Genomic DNA, 19,845 nt, shown 5'->3' with positions numbered 1-19,845 from the left:
GCGTTGTACCAGTCGACATTTCCGCTACCTGACAAAGCGTATTCGCGAGCAGGCTCGCTCCCACAAAAAATCACATCCGGAACACGCCGAAGCGGCTCGGTTCGATTGGCGCGTTCAGCGACGCGGACAAGGCCAGGGCCAGCACATCGCGGGTCTGCGCCGGGTCGATGACGCCGTCGTCCCACAACCGTGCGCTGGAATAGTAGGGGTGACCCTGCTCTTCGTACTGGTCGAGAATCGGTTGCTTGATCTCGGCTTCCTGCTCAGCGCTGAAGGCCTGACCACTGCGTTCAGCCTGTTCGCGTTTGACCTGCACCAACACGCCCGCTGCCTGCTCGGCACCCATCACGCCGATCCGTGCGTTCGGCCACATCCACAGGAAGCGCGGATCGTAAGCGCGCCCGCACATGCCGTAGTTACCGGCGCCAAAGCTGCCGCCGATGATCACGGTGAATTTCGGCACTTTCGCGCAAGCAACGGCGGTTACCAGTTTGGCGCCATGTTTGGCGATGCCGCCGGCCTCGTATTTCTGCCCGACCATGAAGCCGGTGATGTTTTGCAGAAACAGCAGCGGAATGCCGCGCTGGCAGGCCAGTTCGATGAAGTGCGCGCCTTTCTGCGCGGCTTCGGCGAAGAGGATGCCGTTGTTGGCCAGAATCGCGATCGGGTAGCCGTGCAGGTGCGCAAAGCCACACACCAGCGTGGTGCCGAACAAAGCCTTGAATTCATCGAACACCGAAGCGTCGACCAGTCGCGCAATCACTTCGCGCACGTCGAACGGTTGCTTGGCGTCGGCGGACACCACGCCGTACAACTCATCGCTGGCGTACAGCGGCGCAATCGGCGCGCGCTGCTGCACCTCGCCGAGCTTGCGCCAGTTAAGGTTGGCGACGCTGCGGCGGGCGAGGGCGAGGGCGTGTTCGTCACTGTCGGCGTAATGATCGGCGACCCCGGAAATCTTGCAGTGCACATCAGCGCCGCCCAGATCCTCGGCGCTGACCACTTCGCCGGTCGCGGCTTTCACCAGCGGCGGCCCGGCGAGGAAAATCGTCGCCTGATTACGCACCATGATCGCTTCGTCAGCCATCGCCGGCACATAAGCACCACCCGCAGTGCAGGAACCCATGACCACGGCGATCTGCGGGATGCCCATTGCACTCATGTTGGCCTGGTTGAAGAAGATCCGCCCGAAGTGCTCGCGATCCGGAAACACTTCGTCCTGACGCGGCAGGTTGGCGCCGCCGGAGTCCACCAGATAGATGCACGGCAGGCGATTCTGCTGCGCGATGGTCTGCGCGCGCAGGTGTTTTTTCACGGTCAGCGGGTAGTACGAGCCACCTTTCACCGTCGCATCGTTGGCGACGATCATGCATTCGACGCCCTCAACCCGGCCGATACCGGCGATCACACCAGCGGCCGGTACGTCTTCGCCATACACAGCGTGGGCGGCCAATTGACTGATTTCCAGAAACGGTGAGCCCGGATCGAGCAGGCGATTGATGCGTTCACGCGGCAGCAGTTTGCCGCGTGAGGTGTGACGTTCCTGAGCTTTCGCGCCGCCACCCTGCGCCACTTGGGCGAGCAGGGTGTGCAGGGCGTCGACCTGTTTGAGCATCGCCGCGCTGTTGGCGGCGAACTCCGCTGAGCGAGGATTGAGCTGAGTGTGCAAGGTAGCCATGGCCAGCTCCGTTTAGCGGGTTTCGTTGAACAGTTCGCGACCGATCAGCATGCGACGGATCTCACTGGTGCCGGCACCGATTTCGTACAGCTTGGCATCACGCAGCAAGCGGCCCGCCGGGAATTCGTTGATGTAACCGTTACCGCCGAGAATCTGGATCGCGTCGAGGGCCATTTGTGTGGCGCGTTCGGCGGTGTAGAGGATCACTCCGGCGGCGTCTTTGCGGGTGGTTTCGCCGCGTTCGCAGGCCTGGGCAACCGCATAGAGGTAGGCGCGGCTGGCGTTGAGTTGGGTGTACATGTCGGCGACTTTGCCCTGGATCAGCTGGAATTCGCCGATGCTTTGGCCGAACTGTTTGCGGTCGTGGATGTACGGCACGATCAGGTCCATGCACGACTGCATGATCCCGGTCGGGCCACCGGAGAGAACCACGCGCTCGTAATCGAGGCCGCTCATCAGCACTTTGACGCCGCCGTTGAGCACGCCGAGGATGTTTTCTTCCGGCACTTCAACGTCATCGAAGAACAGTTCGCAGGTGTTGGAACCGCGCATGCCGAGCTTGTCGAACTTGTTGCTGCGGCTGAAGCCTTTCCAGTCGCGCTCGACGATGAAGGCGGTGATGCCGTGCGGGCCTTTTTCCAGGTCGGTCTTGGCGTAGATCACGTAAGTGTTGGCGTCAGGGCCGTTGGTGATCCAGGTTTTGCTGCCGTTGAGGACGTAACGGTCGCCGCGTTTGTCGGCGCGCAGTTTCATCGAAACAACGTCGGAACCGGCGTTTGGCTCGCTCATGGCGAGGGCGCCGACGTGTTCGCCGCTGATCAGCTTCGGCAGGTATTTGGTTTTCTGTTCGTGGTTGCCGTTGCGGTTGATCTGGTTGACGCAGAGGTTGGAGTGCGCGCCGTAGGACAACGCCACCGAAGCCGAACCGCGGCTGATTTCTTCCATCGCCACCACGTGTGCCAGGTAACCCAGGCCCGCGCCGCCGTACTCTTCCGGCACGGTGATGCCGAGCAGGCCCATGTCACCGAACTTGCGCCACATGTCGGCGGGGAACAGGTTGTCGCTGTCGATCTGCGCCGCGCGCGGGGCGATCTCCTTGGCGACGAAGGACTGCACCTGATCGCGCAACATGTCGATGGTTTCACCGAGGGCGAAGTTCAGGGATGGATAGCTCATGGGTCACCTTTTGGCTTTTTTGTAGGGTGGGGAGGGCGGTCACTCGGCTCTCACCTTTACGTTAACGTAAGCCTGTGATGGGTGGCTGTCAATCACCCTTTACGTTAACGTCAACTTGAGCGAGAGTAGGGGCAGTTCAAGATTGAAAGCTGATTAGTTTTTGTAGGAGTGAGCCTGCTCGCGATCGCGTTGTGTCAGTCGACGTAAATGTTGACTGATGGATCGAGATCGCGAGCAGGCTCACTCCTACAAGTGACCGTCGGCAACCCATAAATAAAGACAATAGGGGTCGTCATGGATCAACCCAGTGCAAACCCGCAGCGCAGCTACACCCGTGGCTCACAAGACAAAGCCTTGCTGGCGATGACCATCGGGCAGAAGTTCGATCAGACCGTCGCGCAGTATCCCGACGGCGCAGCGCTCGTCGTGCGCCATCAGCAACTGCGCTATTCCTGGCGACAACTGGCCGATGCAGTCGATCTGCACGCCAGAGCGCTGCTCGCTCTGGGTTTGCAAGCGGGGGATCGGCTCGGTATCTGGGCACCCAACTGCGCACAATGGTGCATTACACAATTCGCCACCGCGAAAATCGGCGTGATCCTGGTCAACGTCAACCCGGCCTACCGCAGCTCCGAACTCGAATACGTGCTCAAACAATCCGGCTGCCAATGGCTGGTCTGCGCCGGGGCGTTCAAGTCCTCCAATTACCACGGCATGTTGCAGGGACTGGTGCCGGAACTGGCCGAACAATCCATCGGCCAATTGCGCAACGAGCGCCTGCCGGACTTGCGCGGGGTGATCAGCCTCGATGCGCAGCCACCGTCAGGTTTCCTGCCGTGGTCGCAATTGGCCGACATGGCAAGCAGTGTCTCCAAAGAACAACTACACGAACGCAGCGACAGCCTGCACTTCGATCAAGCGGTCAACATCCAGTACACCTCCGGCACCACCGGTTTCCCCAAGGGCGCGACCCTCAGCCACTACAACATCCTCAACAACGGTTACATGGTCGGCGAAAGCATCGGCCTGACCCCGCGCGATCGCCTGGTGATCCCGGTGCCGCTGTACCACTGCTTCGGCATGGTCATGGGCAACCTCGGCTGCATCACCCACGGCAGCACGATGATTTACCCCAACGACGCCTTCGACCCGTTGTTGACCCTGCAAACCGTCGCCGAAGAAAAAGCCAGCGGCCTCTATGGCGTACCGACCATGTTCATCGCCATGCTCGACCAGCCACAGCGCGGCGAATTCGATCTGTCGAGCCTGCGCACCGGGATCATGGCCGGCGCAACGTGCCCGATCGAAGTGATGCGCCGGGTCATCAGCGAGATGCACATGAGCGAAGTGCAGATCGCCTACGGCATGACGGAAACCAGCCCGGTGTCGCTGCAAACCGGGCCAAACGATGAACTGGAATTACGCGTGACCACCGTTGGCCGCACCCAGCCACAACTGGAAAGCAAGATCATTGACGAAGCCGGCAACCTCGTGCCGCGCGGCACCATCGGCGAACTGTGCACCCGTGGTTACAGCGTGATGCTCGGCTATTGGAGCAATCCGCAGGCCACCGCTGAAGCCATCGATGAGGCGGGCTGGATGCACACCGGCGACCTGGCGAGCATGAACGAGGAGGGTTACGTCAACATTGCCGGGCGTAACAAGGACATGATCATCCGTGGCGGCGAGAACGTTTATCCGCGTGAGCTGGAAGAGTTTTTCTTCACTCACCCGGCGGTGGCGGACGTGCAGGTGATCGGCATTCCCTGCTCGCGTTACGGCGAGGAGATTGTCGCCTGGATCAAATTCCACCCTGGCCACAATGCTTCCGAGTTGGAGCTGCAAACCTGGTGCAAGGAACGCATCGCGCACTTCAAGACGCCACGGCACTTCAAGTTCGTCGAAGAGTTTCCGATGACGGTCACGGGCAAGATTCAGAAATTCAGAATGCGTGAAATAAGCATTGAGGAGCTGCGCGAAAAGCAGGCCTGACACAAACCCCTGTAGGAGTGAGCCTGCTCGCGATAGCGTCGTGTCAGTCGATGCAAATACTGACTGATACACCGCTATCGCGAGCAGGCTCACTCCTACAGGGGATCGGTGTTGGAAAGAGGAATCACAGAAAGCACAAAGGGGAGCCGAGGCTCCCCTTTAATTTTGTCGTCGCGTGCTCTTTTTTATTATTGAGGGTCGGTCTGTTGTTGTTTTTGGCAACCGTGGCCCTTTACCGCTGTTTTTGGCGACCCCCATCCGGGGTCAAGAGCAAACGTATTTTTTTGAGCGCTGATCTGCTTTCTCGCTAAGCGATCCAACCGATTCGGGAGCTACCTGAAGGTAGTTTTATTGTTCTCTGCCCGGTTGCGGGTCACTCCTGAGAGCACCCTGAAAAGTACACCTTCTCCAAAAAAATCTGTTAGCTGCGTCTCTGCCGTGTTGTTTTTGTTATGTCAGAGTCGGTACGTCTTATTTTTATTGGTTTGCTGCTTTTTATTCTTGTTATGCCATAGAGATAGCAGAAGCCGTGCCAACTTTTAAAATCCTTTATAAATCAATAGCTTGAAAATTACGGCGTTTTTTCACTCCGGCGAAACCAGACAATTTGTTTCCGTGTTACTCGCTTCAACCCACATTCCAGACACAGCGGTAACACCTTGTCCCCTCACTGTGCGCTGCGAGCCTTGGCCACGCGCGAACCGCTCGGGCGACCGAGCACCGCGCTGATCTGCTGACCCGCAGCAATCAAGGCGTCCAGGTCGATTCCGGTCTTGATGCCGAGGCCGTTGAGCAGGTACACCACATCTTCGGTAGCAACGTTACCGCTCGCGCCTTTGGCGTACGGACAGCCGCCGAGGCCCGCGATAGAGCTGTCGAACACCGAAATCCCTTCGAGCAGGCTGGCGTAGATGTTGGCCATGGCCTGGCCGTAAGTGTCGTGGAAGTGCCCGGCTAGATTTTCCCGTGGCACTTGCGCCGATACCACCTCGAACAAGCGACGAGTCGCGCCAGCGGTGCCGGTGCCAATGGTGTCGCCCAGCGATACTTCGTAGCAGCCCATCGCATACAACTCGCGCGCGACCATCGCCACTTGCTCCGGCGCGACCGTGCCTTCGTACGGGCAGCCGAGCACGCAGGACACGTAACCGCGCACGGTAACGCCGTGCTGTTTCGCCGCTTCCATGATCGGCGCAAAACGCGCCAGACTTTCGCTGATCGAGCAGTTGATGTTGCGCTGTGAGAACGCCTCAGACGCGGCGGCGAACACCGCGACTTCCTTGACCCCGGCGGCTATGGCGTCCTCGAAGCCGCGCAGGTTTGGCGCCAATGCACCGTAGGTCACGCCGGGTTTGCGCTGGATTTGTGCGAACACCTCGGCGGAACCGGCCATTTGCGGTACCCATTTCGGCGAAACGAAACTGCCGACTTCTATATAGCCGAGACCGGCGGCGCTGAGAGCATCCACCAGTTGCACCTTGTCGGCGACGCTGATCGGTTGGGCTTCGTTCTGCAGGCCATCGCGCGGGCCGACTTCGATCAGGCGTACTTGGGAGGGGAGGGACATGGCGGTTGACCTGCTCTTTTGAATTCGTGGAGAACCCTTGTAGGAGTGAGCCTGCTCGCGATAGCGGTGTGTCAGATAATATTTGTTCGACTGAAACACCGCTATCGCGAGCAGGCTCACTCCTACAGGGGATTTGTGGTGTTTGTCAGATCGCTTGCTGGTTCTTGAGGGTTTGCTCCAGCGCCTGCACGCAGCGCTCTTCAGCGGTATCGAGTTCCAGCTTCATCTGTTCGATATCCAGCAACTGCTGCTCCAGCTGCTCGCGGCGTTCGCTGATTTTCGCCAGCATGCTGTTGAGCTGCTTGGTGTTACCGCTGGACGGGTCGTAAAGCTCGATCAGTTCGCGGCATTCGGCCAGCGAGAAACCGATGCGTTTGCCGCGCAGGATCAGCTTCAGGCTGACCTTGTCGCGTGGCGAATAGATACGTTCCTGGCCACGACGCTCAGGGCTGAGCAGGCCTTGCTCTTCATAAAAGCGGATCGCTCGGGTGGTGATGTCCAGCTCGCGGCGAGGTCGGAGATGCTGTAAGTCTGGCTGCTCATGGAAGCGCTCGGAAAAAGGTCTTGGCGCTAAGCTAATGGCAGGTTGACGTTTACGTCAAGCGGGATGATTTGTGGTGTTCATGCTGGCCTCATCGCGAGCAGGCTCACTCCTACAGGGAACGCATTCCACATGTAGGAGTGAGCCTGCTCGCGATGGTAGCGCCGCGGTAAAAAGCCCTACACCTTATCGAGCTTCTTCTCCTGCGCCGTCACCTGCTGGCACAACTCGATCATCTGCTCGCGCATCCAGCGATTCGCCGGGTCCTGGTCAGTACTTTCATGCCAATACAGATGCGTCTCCACCGGCGGCACATCATTCACCGGCAGATTAAACGCCTGCAATTCATGCCGACGGGCAAAGCGCTCCGGCACGGTCATGACCATGTCGGTCTGCTGCATCACCTGCGACGCCATCAGATAGTGCTGCGAGCGCAGGGCAATCTTGCGCTGAATGCCCATTTTGCCCAGCGCCAGATCGACATAACCCAAACCACTGCGGCGGCTGGAAATGTGGATATGCGTCAGCGACAGGTAATCATCCAGCGAGAGCTTTTCCTTGCCCGCCATCGGATGACCTTTGCGCATCGCACACACGTAGCGGTCTTCCATCAGCTTGACGTGGCGCACCTGCGGGTCGGTGTTGAGCGGTGCATCCACGGCAAAATCCAGGCGTCCGGCGGCGAGTTCCTTGGTGGTCTCGCGGCGTTTGGACAGAAAACTTTCGATGATCACTGTTGGTGCCAGACGGCGCAGGCGCTGGAACAGCGGCGGCAAAATCACCGCTTCGGTGAGGTCGGTCATGCTGATGCGGTAGGTCTTGACCGCTTGCGCCGGGTTGAAGATGCGGCTTTCCTGCACCGACACGCGCAGCAACGACAACGCGTTGCGCACCGGGCCGATGATGTTTTGCGCCATCGGTGTCGGCACCATGCCCTGCGCGGTGCGCACGAACAGTGGATCGTTAAAGGTTTCGCGCAACCGCGCCAAGGCGTTGGATACCGCCGGCTGGGTGATGCCGACAATCTGCCCGGCGCGGGTCAGGTTGGCTTCGGTGTAGATCGCGTCGAAGACGATGAAAAGGTTGAGGTCGACCTTACTCAGATTCATAACGCGGCTTCTCTTGTTATTTAGGGCGGTGTTTTGGGGGCTGGCAATCAGCCGATCATATATCGGTGATGAATGTTTATACACGCCGAGAATAGGCTAGGTAAATTATCAGCGCTGTTCTAGCATCGATTGCATGGCTTAAACAACCTCTGCTCAAGAACTGCCTTAATCATCGGGAGCTGCTCATGGATTTCGCTTATTCGCCCAAGGTGCAAGAACTGCGTGAGCGCGTGACCGCGTTCATGGACACTTACGTTTACCCGGCCGAAGCCGTGTTCGAGCGCCAGGTTGCCGAAGGCGATCGCTGGCAGCCGACGGCGATCATGGAAGAGCTCAAAGCCAAGGCCAAAGCCGAAGGTTTGTGGAATCTGTTCCTGCCGGAATCGGAACTCGGCGCCGGCCTGAGCAACCTCGAATACGCGCCATTGGCGGAAATCATGGGCCGCTCGCTGCTCGGCCCCGAGCCGTTCAACTGCTCGGCGCCGGACACCGGCAACATGGAAGTGCTGGTGCGCTACGCCAACGAAGAACAGAAACAACGCTGGCTCGAACCACTGCTGCGCGGCGAGATCCGCTCGGCATTCGCCATGACCGAACCGGACGTTGCCTCTTCGGACGCGACCAACATGGCTGCCCGCGCCGTGCGTGATGGTGACGAGTGGGTGATCAACGGCAAAAAATGGTGGACCTCCGGCGCCTGCGATCCGCGCTGCAAGATCCTGATCTTCATGGGCTTGAGCAACCCCGATGCACCACGCCATGCCCAGCACTCGATGATCCTCGTGCCGGTCGACACTCCCGGCGTGAAGATCGTCCGTCCGTTGCCGGTGTTCGGTTACGACGACGCGCCACACGGCCACGCCGAAGTACTGTTCGACAACGTACGTGTGCCGTACGAAAACGTCCTGTTGGGTGAAGGTCGCGGTTTCGAAATTGCGCAAGGTCGCCTTGGCCCAGGCCGCATTCACCACTGCATGCGCTCGATTGGCATGGCCGAACGTGCGTTGGAATTGATGTGCAAACGCGCGGTGAGCCGCACTGCCTTCGGCAAACCGCTGGCGCGTCTGGGCGGTAACATCGACAAGATTGCCGACTCGCGGATGGAGATCGACATGGCGCGCCTGCTGACGTTGAAAGCCGCGTACATGATGGACACCGCCGGTAACAAAGTGGCGAAAAGCGAAATCGCGCAGATCAAGGTTGTTGCGCCGAACGTGGCACTGCGGGTGATCGACCGAGCGATCCAGATGCATGGTGGGGCAGGAGTCTCCAACGACTTCCCGCTGGCTTACATGTACGCCATGCAACGCACCCTGCGCCTGGCCGACGGCCCGGACGAAGTGCACCGTGCGGCGATCGGCAAGTTCGAGATCGGCAAGTATGTGCCAAAGGAGATGCTGCGTAGCGAACGCTGATCCGGCACCGCGTTATCGTTCTTCGCGAGCAGGCTCGCTCCCACATGGGATCGCATTCTTCCAATTGGAATGCGGCTAAATGTGGGAGCGAGCCTGCTCGCGAAGGGGTCTGAACATTCAGTACATAACCATCAGGCTCAATACACCCAAACCTCAACCCGACGATTCTTGATCCTTCCTTCATCCACATTGTTCGCCGCCACCGGCATCAACGCACCAAAGCCGCGAACCTCGCGCAGCACCACGCCGTTCTTCACCAATTCCCGCCGCACCGCCATCGCCCGCAACTTCGACAGCAGGTCCGCCCGCGCCGGGTCATCCTTGGCATCACCAAACCCAACCAAGGTTACCGAGCGTTCAGTCTTGTCATGACGCTTTATATAGTCGAACACCCGCGCCAGATCCTGACGCGCCTTGTTATCGAGATTCGCGCTGCCTTCCTCGAAACGGAAATTCACCGTCAGACGCTGGGCGTGACGGCTGAGGGATTGATAACCCTCGGGCATCAGCGCATTCGGCGCGACGCTCATGGCGTGCACGGTCTGGCTGATAAATCCGCTGGCCGCCACGATTGCCTGGCCTTGGCGGCTTTGCGCAAACGTCACCAAGGCTCTCGCCCACGGATTGTTGCTGTCGGGCGGCAGATAGAAGAACAGCCGTCGCGACAGCGGATAGTCTTCAGTGGCGATCAAGCTGTTGAGTGGCAGCATTGATTGTGACGCGCCGTCGGCAATGGCCACCGCTTTGGCCTGACGCACGTAGGGCAAACCGATAAAACCGATGCCCTGCGGATCTGCGCTGACGGCGTCGGATAATTGCTCGCTGGATTCAAACCGTTTCGCCGCGTTGCTCAGACTTTTCCCACGACGACTGAGGACCAACTCCTTAAACGTGTCATAGGTGCCGGACTGATCATCGCGCGCATATAAATGAATAGCACCGCCACGCCCGCCGAGGTCTTCCCAGGTTTTCACCTCACCGGCAAAGATCCGCGCCAGTTGCTCAGTGTCCAGTTGTTGGAGGGGATTGTCGGGATGAAGGATGATCGCCAGGCCGTCGATGGCGATGACTTGTTCGGCGGCGGGATTTTTCAGATCGCCCAGTGATTGCAGGGCCTGCAATTCACTGTCCTTGATTTCGCGGGAGGAGGCGGCAAGGTCGGCGCTGGCATTTTTCAACGCGGTGAAACCGGTGCTGGAACCGTGGGCGGCGACTTCAACGATCACGCGTTTGCCTTGGACGGTCTGGCCGACGATGCGCAACTCGTTGGCGGTGTCCGGGGTTTCGCGGTGGATTTTCAGCAGGCCTTGCTCTTGCAGCAGGCCTTCGACCAGCGCCGGGCCGAGTTCGGCGCCGATGGTGTTGGAGCCTTGAATGCGCAGCGCGGGGCCGTTTTCAGGGAGGGGCAGCGCAGCGGCAGACACCGTCAGCCACGCACTCAAGAGAAAAACGCACAGAACACGCAGGGTCATGCCGGCACCGAATCAAGCCAAGGGGATTGCCGGGGAGATTAAGTCAGGCGCATGACCGAAAGATGACAGCGATCCCCTGTAGGAGTGAGCCTGCTCGCGATAGCGGTGTACCGGTCAACATTTATGTCGACTGATTCACCGCTATCGCGAGCAGGCTCACTCCTACAGGGATTGCGTAAGGCTAGGGATCAGCTGAGTTCAAGCCAAATCGGCGCATGATCGGACGGTTTTTCCATCCCGCGCAATTCATAGTCGACACCCGCTGCCTTCACCCGCGGCAACAAACCATGCGACGCCAGAATCACGTCAATGCGCAGGCCACGCTTCGGCTCATCTTCAAAGCCACGGCTGCGGTAATCGAACCAGCTGAACATGTCGGTCACGTCCGGGTTCAAGTGGCGATAGCTGTCAGTCAGACCCCAGTTCTTCAGGCGTGCCATCCACTCGCGCTCTTCCGGCAGGAAGCTGCATTTGCCGGTTTTCAGCCAACGCTTCATGTTGTCCGGGCCGATGCCGATGTCGCAGTCTTCCGGGGAAATGTTCACATCGCCCATCACCACCACAGGCTGTTCGTTGTGGAACTGGGTTTCCAGCAGCGCTTGCAGATCGCTGTAGAAACGCTGCTTGGCGGGGAATTTAGTTGGATGGTCGCGGCTTTCGCCCTGTGGGAAGTAGCCGTTCATGATCGTCACCGGCACGCCATTGGCGTCGGCGAAGGTGCCCCAGATAAAGCGACGCTGAGCGTCTTCTTCGTCGGTGGCGAAACCTTTGTGGATCGCAATCGGTTCCTGACGCGAGAGCATCGCCACGCCGTAGTGACCTTTCTGGCCGTGGAAATACACGTGGTAACCGAGGGCGCGGACTTCTTCGAGCGGGAACTGGTCGTCGTGGACCTTGGTTTCCTGCAGGCCGATCACGTCCGGCTGGTGTTTTTCGATCAGCGCTGCCAGCTGATGCGGACGGGCGCGCAGTCCGTTGATGTTGAAGGAAACGATCTTCATGGTCGGCAGTCCTGGCAAAAGGGCGATGCTAGCTGACATGTGGGATGGGGGCCAGTGTGGGGTAGGGGAAATCGTCTTTGCCTGCCAGATAGATGTTGTCTGAACCGGCGTCATCGCGAGCAGGCTCACTCCTACATTTGAAATGCGTACCCCTGTAGGAGTGAGCCTGCTCGCGATAGCGGTCGCCCAGTCGATGAAGATCCCGACTTGGTCTATACCTGTGGGGAACCACGCCACCCGTAAAAGGTTCGTACCAACAAGAGCGCCGCCATTTGCACGCGCCCCGGGGAGATTCACCGTCATGCCTGAAACCCAGACCGCCATCGCCGACATACATATGCTCGACCGCGGCTACTCGCGCGAAGCCCGCTCGCTGCTCTATCAGGCCTATCGCCACGAACCGACCTTCGGCTACCTGTTCGAAGCCGAACGCCCCGGTTACGAACAGCGCGTGCGGGCGACGGTGCGTGAACTGGTCAAGCAACACTTCCTTCAGGATCTGCCCGCCATCGGCCTGCTGGTCAACGACCGCCTGATCGGCATCGCCCTGATCGCGCCACCGCAACGGCGCCTGGGCATCACCGAAAGTTGGGCTTGGCGTTTGCGCATGGTGCTCAGCACCGGTTTTCGTTGCACCCGACGCTATCTGGAATACCACGACGCCGTGGCCGCCTGCGTGCCCAGCGATTCCGTGCACATGCTTCCCTTGTTGGGCATTCACCCGCAATTCCAGGGCAAACACTTTGGCGAACAACTGCTGACGGCCGTACACAACTGGTGCGCCGTCGACGAAACCTCCCAAGGCGTGGTGCTCGACACCGGCAACCCGCGTTATCTGGAATTCTATAAAAGGCAGGGTTACGAAGAGATCGGCGAAGTTGCCGTCGGCCCGGTGCGCGAACACGTGTTTTTCCACGCCAATCCGCAGGTGTTACAAACTGCAACAGCATAACAATCGAACTTCTTGGGAAATTTCCTGTTCTATCACGCTCCCAAGCCCGTGATAGCATCCGCGCCTATGAAGTTTCCAGGAAGATTTACCAGTGGCGTGCTCATGCTGTTAACCAGCTGCGCGGCGCTGGCGCAAAGTGAATTGGATGTGCGGATCAAACCGTCCAACGATGAACTCAAGGCCAATATAGAAGGCTATATCGGCAGCCTCGGCGATCGTGACGAAGAAGCCCTGCAGCGCTTCAGTCGCGGTGCCGAAGAGCAGGCGCGCAAAGCGGCTCAGGCGTTGGGCTACTACCAGCCGCAGATCGAAAGCGACGTCAAGGGTGGCGACAAGCCGCGCCTGGTGTTGAAGATCGATCCCGGCGAGCCGATTCACCTGCGCAACGTCACCCTCCGTGTCGACGGCCCGGCGGCCTCCCTCAAATCCTTTCGAGTCCCGAAAAGCGACGCGCTCAAGTCCGGCGCGGTACTCAATCATGGGCGTTACGAAGACGCCAAAAGACTTATTCAGAATCAGGCCTCGCGCTTCGGTTTTTTCAGTGGCCACTTTACTAGCCAAAAACTCATGGTCGACCCGCGCGCCGGTGTCGCCGACATCGAACTGATTTACGAAAGCGGCCCGCGTTATGCGCTGGGCAAAGTCAAATTCGAAGGCGACACACCGTTCGACGAAGACCTGTTGCAACGCATGGTGCCGTTCAAGGAAGGCGAGCCGTACGACTCCGAGCTGATCGCTGAGCTCAATCGCGATCTGCAATCGAGCGGTTACTTCGAAGGCGTACGCGTCGATGCCGCACCGACGACGGCGAAAAATGACGTGATCCCGGTCGACGTCAAACTCGACACGCGCAAGCCGCGCACCATGGGCCTGGGCCTCGGTTATTCGACCGACGTCGGCCCGCGCATCAAAGCCAACTGGACACGCCACTGGGTCAACCCGCAAGGCGACAGCTATGGCTGGGAAGCCGAACTCTCGGCACCACGGCAAAACGTTGGTTTGTTCTACGACATCCCGCTCGACCCGCCACTGACCGATAAATTGCGTTGGGCCGGCGGTTATCAGTTCGAAGACATCGACGGTTCCGACACGCTCAGCAAGCTGCTGACCTTCGGCCCGGAATGGCACAGCAAATTACCGAGCGGCTGGCAGCGGGTGATCTCGCTGAAATGGCAGCGTGAAGAATATGAACTCGGCGATGACTCCGGCCTGAGTACCTTGCTGATGCCCGGCATCAGTTACTCGTACCTGAAAAGCGACAACCGCATCGACCCGCACAACGGCTATCGCCTGAGCTTCGAAAGCAAAGTGGCGAAGGAAGGCCTCGGCTCCGACAACAACCTTTTATATGGCACCGCGCTGGTCAAAGGCCTGACCACGGTGTTCGACAAACACCGCTTCCTCGGTCGCGTGCAGGTCGGTGGCAGCGCCACCAACGGCTACAACTCGGTGCCGCCGTCGCTGCGCTTCTTTGCCGGCGGCGATCAGAGTGTGCGCGGCTATGACTACCAGAGCCTGTCCCCGGAAAACTCCAAGGGTGATCGCATCGGTGGCCGCTACATGGTCGCCGGCAGCGTCGAGTATCAATACTCGATCGCCGAGAAATGGCGCGTCGCGACTTTCGTCGACCAGGGCAACTCTTTCAACAAACTCGAACTGCCGAACCTCAAGACCGGGGTCGGTATTGGTGTGCGCTGGGTCTCGCCGGTGGGGCCGATCCGCCTCGACCTGGCCCACGCACTCGACGACGATGGCGGCATCCGGCTGCACTTTTCCATGGGGCCTGAGCTGTGAAGCGTGGTTTGAAAATTACGGCGCTGGCGTTGTTGGCGCTGCTGTTGTTGATTGTATTGAGTGTCACCGCCGTCCTCGGCACGGCGGCCGGCAGCCGCTGGGTGCTGGGCCTCGTGCCGGGCTTGAGCGTAGAAAATTTCCAGGGTCGCCTCGGCGGGCAGTGGAGCGCCGATCATCTGCTGTGGCAGCAAGACAGCAGCCGCGTCGAGCTGAACCAGGCAATCTTCGCTTGGTCGCCGCTGTGCCTGACGCGCATGACCTTGTGCATCGAACAGCTCAAGGCTGATCAGGTCATTCTGCAATTCCCGCCGAGCGAAGAAACCACCGAAAGCGGCCCGATCAAACTGCCGGATCTGCAATTGCCGGTGGCCATCGAACTGGGTGACGTGCAGGTCGGCAGCCTGCTGTTCAACGGCAGCGAACAGCTCAAAGGCTTGCAACTGGCGGCGCACTGGACCACTCAGGGCATGCAGATCGACAGCGTGAAATTGCAGCGCGACGACCTCAGTCTGAACCTGTCTGGCACACTCACGCCGACCGGCAACTGGCCGCTGAACATCGCCGGTGACCTGACATTACCGTCGCCGGGCACGGGGCCGTGGACACTGGCGTTGAAGATCGACGGCGACCTGTTGAAAACCCTCAACCTGCACGCCGACAGCCGTGGTTACCTCGACGGCCAGTTGAGCGGCGAGTTGCAACCGCTGGCGGAAAACCTCCCGGCCAAGGTGCGCATCACTAGCGACGCGTTCAAGCCAAGCGCCGATTTGCCGGACACCCTGCAACTCAATCAATTGCTGCTGACCGGTGAAGGCGACCTGAAAAACGGTTACCAGCTCAACGGCAACGCCACGCTGCCCGCCGACAAAGGCCCGGTGGCGCTGTTGCTCAAAGGCAAAGTCGACGCCAGCGGCGCGCAGATCGCCGGTCTCGACCTGACGGCCAACGACAAGCAAAGCCTGAAACTCACGGGCAGCGTCGACTGGAGCAAAGGCCTCAGCGCCCAAGCCAACATCAATTGGCAGGACTTTCCGTGGCATCGGCTCTACAACGAAATCGACGAGCCACAAGTCGCCTTGCGTACGTTTACTGGCGAAGTCTCCTACACCGACGGCCAATACCTCGGCAACTTCGCCGCCGCACTGGATGGCCCGGCGGGCGCGTTTACCCTGAGCAGTCCGTTCAGCGGCAGCCTTAAACAGATCGCTTTGCCGCAACTGAAAATGCAAGCCGGGCAGGGTAAGGCTGAAGGGCACGTCAATGTGCAGTTCGCCGACGGCATCGCTTGGGACACGGCGCTGGAGCTGTCGGCGCTGAACCCGGCGTACTGGGTCGCCGAGTTGCCGGGCACGTTAGCTGGACCGCTGAAAAGCCAAGGCGAAATGAAAAACGAACGCCTGAGCCTCACCGCCGACCTCGACTTGAAAGGCAAACTGCGCGGCCAACCGGCGATCCTTCAGGCCAAGGCCGACGGCGCTGGCGAGCAGTGGAACCTGAACGCCCTGCAAATCCGCCTCGGCGACAACAGCATCAACGGCAAGGGCAGCCTGCAACAGAAACTCACCGGGCAGATCGACATCAAGCTGTCGCGTCTGGCTCAGCTCTGGCCGCAACTGCGCGGGCAGGTCAACGGTCAGGTCAATGTGGCCGGTACGTTGAAAGCACCGCAGGGCAAACTCGGTCTGCAAGGTTCGCAACTGGCGCTCCAGGACAATCGCCTGCAAAGCCTCAACCTCGACGCCACCCTCGACAGTGCGCAAAGGGCGAAGATCGATCTGAAAGGTGCCGGCATTCAGGCCGGTGACACTTCATTGGGCACGCTGACTGCCAGCGCTCAGGGCGATATCAAAAACCAGAAACTCAACCTCGACCTGATCGGGCCGAAGCTGAAACTGGCCCTCGGTCTGGATGGCAATCTGGACAAAGGCAACTGGCGCGGGCGCCTGGCCAGCGGCGATATTCAGGCCGGTGGTCAGGACTGGAAACTGCAAAGCCCGGCCAAGCTTGAACGTCTGGCTGACGGCAAAATCAACTTCGGTGCGCATTGCTGGATGTCCGGCAATGCCAGCCTGTGCGGTGAAGATCAACGGCTGATGCCGGAGCCGAAACTGCGCTACCACCTCAAGCAGTTCCCGATTGAAAGTCTGGCGCAATGGCTGCCGAAAGACTTTGCCTGGCAGGGCAGGCTAAACGCCGATCTGCAACTGGATCTGCCGGCCAGCGGCCCGAACGGCGTGGTCAGCATCGACGCCAGCGGCGGTACTTTGCGCATGAAGGAAAAGGATCAGTGGCTGGATTTCCCCTACCAGACCCTGAAACTCACCAGCAAACTCACGCCTAAGCGCGTCGACACTGAACTCAATTTCGTCGGCGGCAAACTCGGCGAGTTGCTGGTGCAGGCGCAGCTCAATCCGCTGCCGAAAAACAAACCGTTGAGCGGCTCGTTCCGTCTCAGCGGGCTGGACCTGTCGGTGGCACGGCCGTTTGTGCCGATGGTTGAAAAACTCACCGGCCGCCTGAATGGCAGCGGGACGATTTCCGGCGGACTGCTGGCGCCGCTGGTCAACGGCACCGTGCAACTCAGCGATGGCGAAGTGTCCGGCGCCGAGCTGCCGATGGAGCTGCAGAGCCTGCAACTCACCGCTCTGATTGCTGGCGAATCGGTGCGCCTCGACGGCGGCTGGAAAAGTGGCAAGAGCGGGCAGGGCAGCCTCAACGGTAACGTTGCCTGGGGCCAGGCACTGGTGGTTGATCTGGCGTTGAAAGGCACGCAATTGCCGGTCTCCGTCGAACCGTATGCCAAACTGGAAGTAGCACCGGACCTGAAGATTTCCATGGCCGGCGACGAGCTGAAAATCGCCGGCAAAGTGCAGGTGCCCAAAGGTGAAATCACCGTGCGTGAACTGCCGCCGTCAACGGTGAAAGTCTCCGATGACACGATCATCGTCGGTGCGCAGACCGAAGAGGGCAAACCACCGCTTGCGATGAAAATGGACATCGACGTGGTAGTCGGCGAAGACAAACTGGCCTTCGCCGGTTTTGGTCTGACCGCCAACGTGCAAGGTCATGTGCACATCGGCGACAACATGGACACCCGTGGTGAGCTGTGGCTCAACGACGGCCGCTACAGTGCCTATGGCCAGCGCCTTCAAGTGCGGCGTGCGCGTCTGTTGTTCGCCGGCCCCCTCGATCAGCCGTATCTGGACATCGAAGCGATCCGCCAGACTGACGACGTGATCGCCGGTATTCGCCTCAGTGGCAGCGCCGAGCAACCAACCACGCAGATCTTCTCCGAGCCGGCGATGAGCCAGGAGCAGGCGCTGTCCTATCTGGTCTTGGGTCGCCCGCTGAGCACCAACGGCGAAGACAACAACATGCTTGCGCAAGCGGCGTTGGGGCTGGGCTTGATGGGCAGTTCGGGAGTCACCAGCAGTCTGGCCAAGGATCTGGGGATTCAGGATTTCCAGCTCGACACTGCAGGCAGCGGCGATGCCACCAGTGTTGTGGCCAGCGGCAATATCACCGAGAAGCTCAGTTTGCGTTATGGCGTGGGCGTGTTTGAACCAGCCAGCACCATTGCGCTGCGCTACAAGCTGAGCAAGAAGGTTTATGTCGAGGCTGCGAGTGGCGTAGCCAGTTCGCTGGATATCTTCTACAAGCGCGATTTCTAACGCGCGTTTCCCATCGCCGGGTCGCGTCGCTGCGATCCGGCTTTTGCAGAATGGATTAGACTCACCGCCACTGGAAAGCTGCGCGGTTGGCGGCTACCCGAAGAGAACGGGGGCGCAAATGGTCCGCTTGAGTATGGTCTTGCTCGGTCACGAATTTGTCCGCAAGCGTTGGTCCGCGCTGGCGCTGACGGGCATTGTCTGGGGCGCGGCCGGTGTGGGCATCTTCATTGATGCGCTGGACGGCGTTCTGTATTTTCCGCTGCATCTCTTCGGCTATCTGTTGCTGCTCGAAGCGCTGATCCTGCTGCTGGTGCCGGCACCGCAAGCCGGGACCGCTGCGGCCCTGCGCAGAGCGCGCGGACTGGCTTTTCTCTTGCTGGGACTGCTGATCGTCGACCGGCAACACGCTGCCGGGCTGATTCTGGCGGTGCTGTTTGGCGGGGCTTTTTTGCTCGATGGCGGTTTTCGGCTGGCGGCGGCGCTGGTGGTGCGCTTTGTCGGTTGGCAAGTGTCGCTGCTGGCGGGATTGTTCGAAATCGGCTTTGGCGTGTTTATCCTTGAGCCGTATCCGACGCTGTATAAGGGCACGGTGCCCTTTTGCATCGGCATGAGCCTCTTTCTCACCGGTTGCGCCTTATTGCGGCAAGCCGTGCGCTTCAAAAACCAGCCGCCCCTGACAAGCCCTTTGTCAGTCAATGCGCCGGCCAGCAGCGATGCGTTGGTGATTCACGTCTGGACCCCCAGCGGCACCGTCGACGACACCCTGGTGCGCAATCGCCTGCTCAACCGCTACATCGCGGCGGTCGATATCAACGGCGTGATCTCCGCCGGCCACGCGGCACTGGAATGCGGGCCGGACATTTACATCAGCCATTACCCGCAGGACGACATTGATCGCTCGGCGGGGGATTTTGTGCGCTTGCTGCGGGCGACGCCGAACAACGATGTTGCCGGCAGGTTTCTGCCGGATTATGCCGGCGAGGTGGCTGACTGGTGTCCGTCTTCGGTGCAGGTCAGTTTTGCCCATTACGACGCCCGGCGACTCCATGCGTTCTGGACGGACTATCGGCAGAACAGCACGTACAACCTCACCAGTCGCAACTGTTCCAGCGCCGTCGCCCATAGCCTCGAAGCGGCCTTGGAAGGGGCGATGAACCGGGGGCATTCGAGCATGCTGGATTTCGCCCGGGTCATTTTCAGCCCCGAGTTCTGGGTCGCCGCGCAAGTGCGCAAACGGGCAGAGGCGATGGCCTGGACGCCCGGACTGGTGCTTGATTATGCGCGGGCATTGCATGCTGCGATCGAGCCGGCACCGCCGGGCTGGCACAGCATTTATGCGGTGAGCAAACGGGCCTTTGGGTATGTGGCCACTGCGTTGCGCGGGCGTGAGGTGCATCCAGTGCAGCCGCCGCCTGTACATCCTTCCGACGATTCCTGACCGACTTCACACCGAGTCGCTCCAATCGCGAGCAGGCTC

12 protein-coding genes and 1 pseudogene are annotated in these 19,845 nt (G+C 59.9%); 6 read left to right on the top strand and 7 right to left on the bottom strand.

Annotated elements, in window-relative coordinates; all coding sequences use genetic code 11:
• Positions 1–70: 70 nt before the first annotated feature.
• Positions 71–1,678, bottom strand: coding sequence for a carboxyl transferase domain-containing protein (locus tag VY732_RS19160; RefSeq protein ID WP_331691504.1), 1,608 nt, complete (start codon positions 1,676–1,678; stop codon positions 71–73).
• Between the two features lie 12 nt (positions 1,679–1,690).
• The gene (locus VY732_RS19155; protein WP_008082097.1) at positions 1,691–2,854 is read right to left on the bottom strand and encodes an isovaleryl-CoA dehydrogenase; all 1,164 of its coding nucleotides are present in this window, start codon (positions 2,852–2,854) and stop codon (positions 1,691–1,693) included.
• A 294-nt stretch (positions 2,855–3,148) separates the two neighbouring features.
• Between VY732_RS19155 and VY732_RS19150 the strand changes: the two genes are divergently transcribed.
• Positions 3,149–4,846 carry an AMP-binding protein gene (locus tag VY732_RS19150; protein ID WP_331691503.1) on the top strand — a complete coding sequence of 566 codons (1,698 nt, stop codon included), beginning with the start codon at positions 3,149–3,151 and terminating at the stop codon, positions 4,844–4,846.
• 667 nt (positions 4,847–5,513) lie between these two features.
• Here VY732_RS19150 and VY732_RS19145 read toward each other — a convergent pair.
• The 3 genes and pseudogenes from VY732_RS19145 to VY732_RS19135 form a co-directional block, all read right to left on the bottom strand.
• Positions 5,514–6,413, bottom strand: a complete 900-nt coding sequence (locus VY732_RS19145) for a hydroxymethylglutaryl-CoA lyase (RefSeq protein WP_331691502.1) — start codon at positions 6,411–6,413, stop codon at positions 5,514–5,516.
• 145 nt (positions 6,414–6,558) lie between these two features.
• Positions 6,559–6,956, bottom strand: a pseudogene (locus VY732_RS19140) (MerR family transcriptional regulator).
• 177 nt (positions 6,957–7,133) lie between these two features.
• A complete protein-coding gene (locus tag VY732_RS19135) occupies positions 7,134–8,063 on the bottom strand; it encodes a LysR family transcriptional regulator (protein WP_016986544.1) in 930 nt (309 codons plus the stop codon).
• Between the two features lie 185 nt (positions 8,064–8,248).
• Between VY732_RS19135 and VY732_RS19130 the strand changes: the two genes are divergently transcribed.
• The gene (locus VY732_RS19130) at positions 8,249–9,478 is read left to right on the top strand and encodes an acyl-CoA dehydrogenase (RefSeq protein ID WP_123594170.1); all 1,230 of its coding nucleotides are present in this window, start codon (positions 8,249–8,251) and stop codon (positions 9,476–9,478) included.
• Between the two features lie 137 nt (positions 9,479–9,615).
• On the opposite strand, the gene VY732_RS19125 is transcribed toward VY732_RS19130, so the two are convergent.
• Together VY732_RS19125 and xthA are read right to left on the bottom strand one after the other, a co-directional pair.
• Positions 9,616–10,950 carry a phosphate ABC transporter substrate-binding/OmpA family protein gene (locus tag VY732_RS19125; protein WP_331691501.1) on the bottom strand — a complete coding sequence of 445 codons (1,335 nt, stop codon included), beginning with the start codon at positions 10,948–10,950 and terminating at the stop codon, positions 9,616–9,618.
• 188 nt (positions 10,951–11,138) lie between these two features.
• Positions 11,139–11,951: an exodeoxyribonuclease III gene (xthA, locus tag VY732_RS19120; RefSeq protein ID WP_331691500.1), complete on the bottom strand. Its 813-nt coding sequence runs from the start codon at positions 11,949–11,951 to the stop codon at positions 11,139–11,141.
• A gap of 301 nt (positions 11,952–12,252) precedes the next feature.
• Between xthA and VY732_RS19115 the strand changes: the two genes are divergently transcribed.
• The 4 genes from VY732_RS19115 to VY732_RS19100 all read left to right on the top strand — a co-directional run bounded on the left by VY732_RS19115 (position 12,253) and on the right by VY732_RS19100 (position 19,806).
• Positions 12,253–12,903 carry a GNAT family N-acetyltransferase gene (locus VY732_RS19115; RefSeq protein WP_007912451.1) on the top strand — a complete coding sequence of 217 codons (651 nt, stop codon included), beginning with the start codon at positions 12,253–12,255 and terminating at the stop codon, positions 12,901–12,903.
• A gap of 66 nt (positions 12,904–12,969) precedes the next feature.
• Positions 12,970–14,697, top strand: a complete 1,728-nt coding sequence (locus VY732_RS19110) for an autotransporter assembly complex protein TamA (RefSeq protein ID WP_331691499.1) — start codon at positions 12,970–12,972, stop codon at positions 14,695–14,697.
• A complete protein-coding gene (locus VY732_RS19105) occupies positions 14,694–18,368 on the top strand; it encodes a translocation/assembly module TamB domain-containing protein (RefSeq protein WP_331691498.1) in 3,675 nt (1,224 codons plus the stop codon). Before VY732_RS19110 ends, VY732_RS19105 begins: the two co-directional genes overlap by 4 nt.
• Positions 18,369–18,486: 118 nt before the next feature.
• On the top strand, positions 18,487–19,806 hold the full coding sequence (locus VY732_RS19100) for a hypothetical protein (protein ID WP_331691497.1): 1,320 nt from the start codon (positions 18,487–18,489) through the stop codon (positions 19,804–19,806).
• The last annotated feature ends 39 nt before the right edge of the window (positions 19,807–19,845 follow it).

Origin of the sequence: Pseudomonas sp. ZY71 (assembly GCF_036542145.1) — a bacterium.
GTDB classification, from domain to species: domain Bacteria; phylum Pseudomonadota; class Gammaproteobacteria; order Pseudomonadales; family Pseudomonadaceae; genus Aquipseudomonas; species Aquipseudomonas koreensis_A.
The sequence above is the reverse complement of the archived record's forward strand: the minus strand, read 5'-3'. Positions and strand labels throughout refer to the sequence as shown.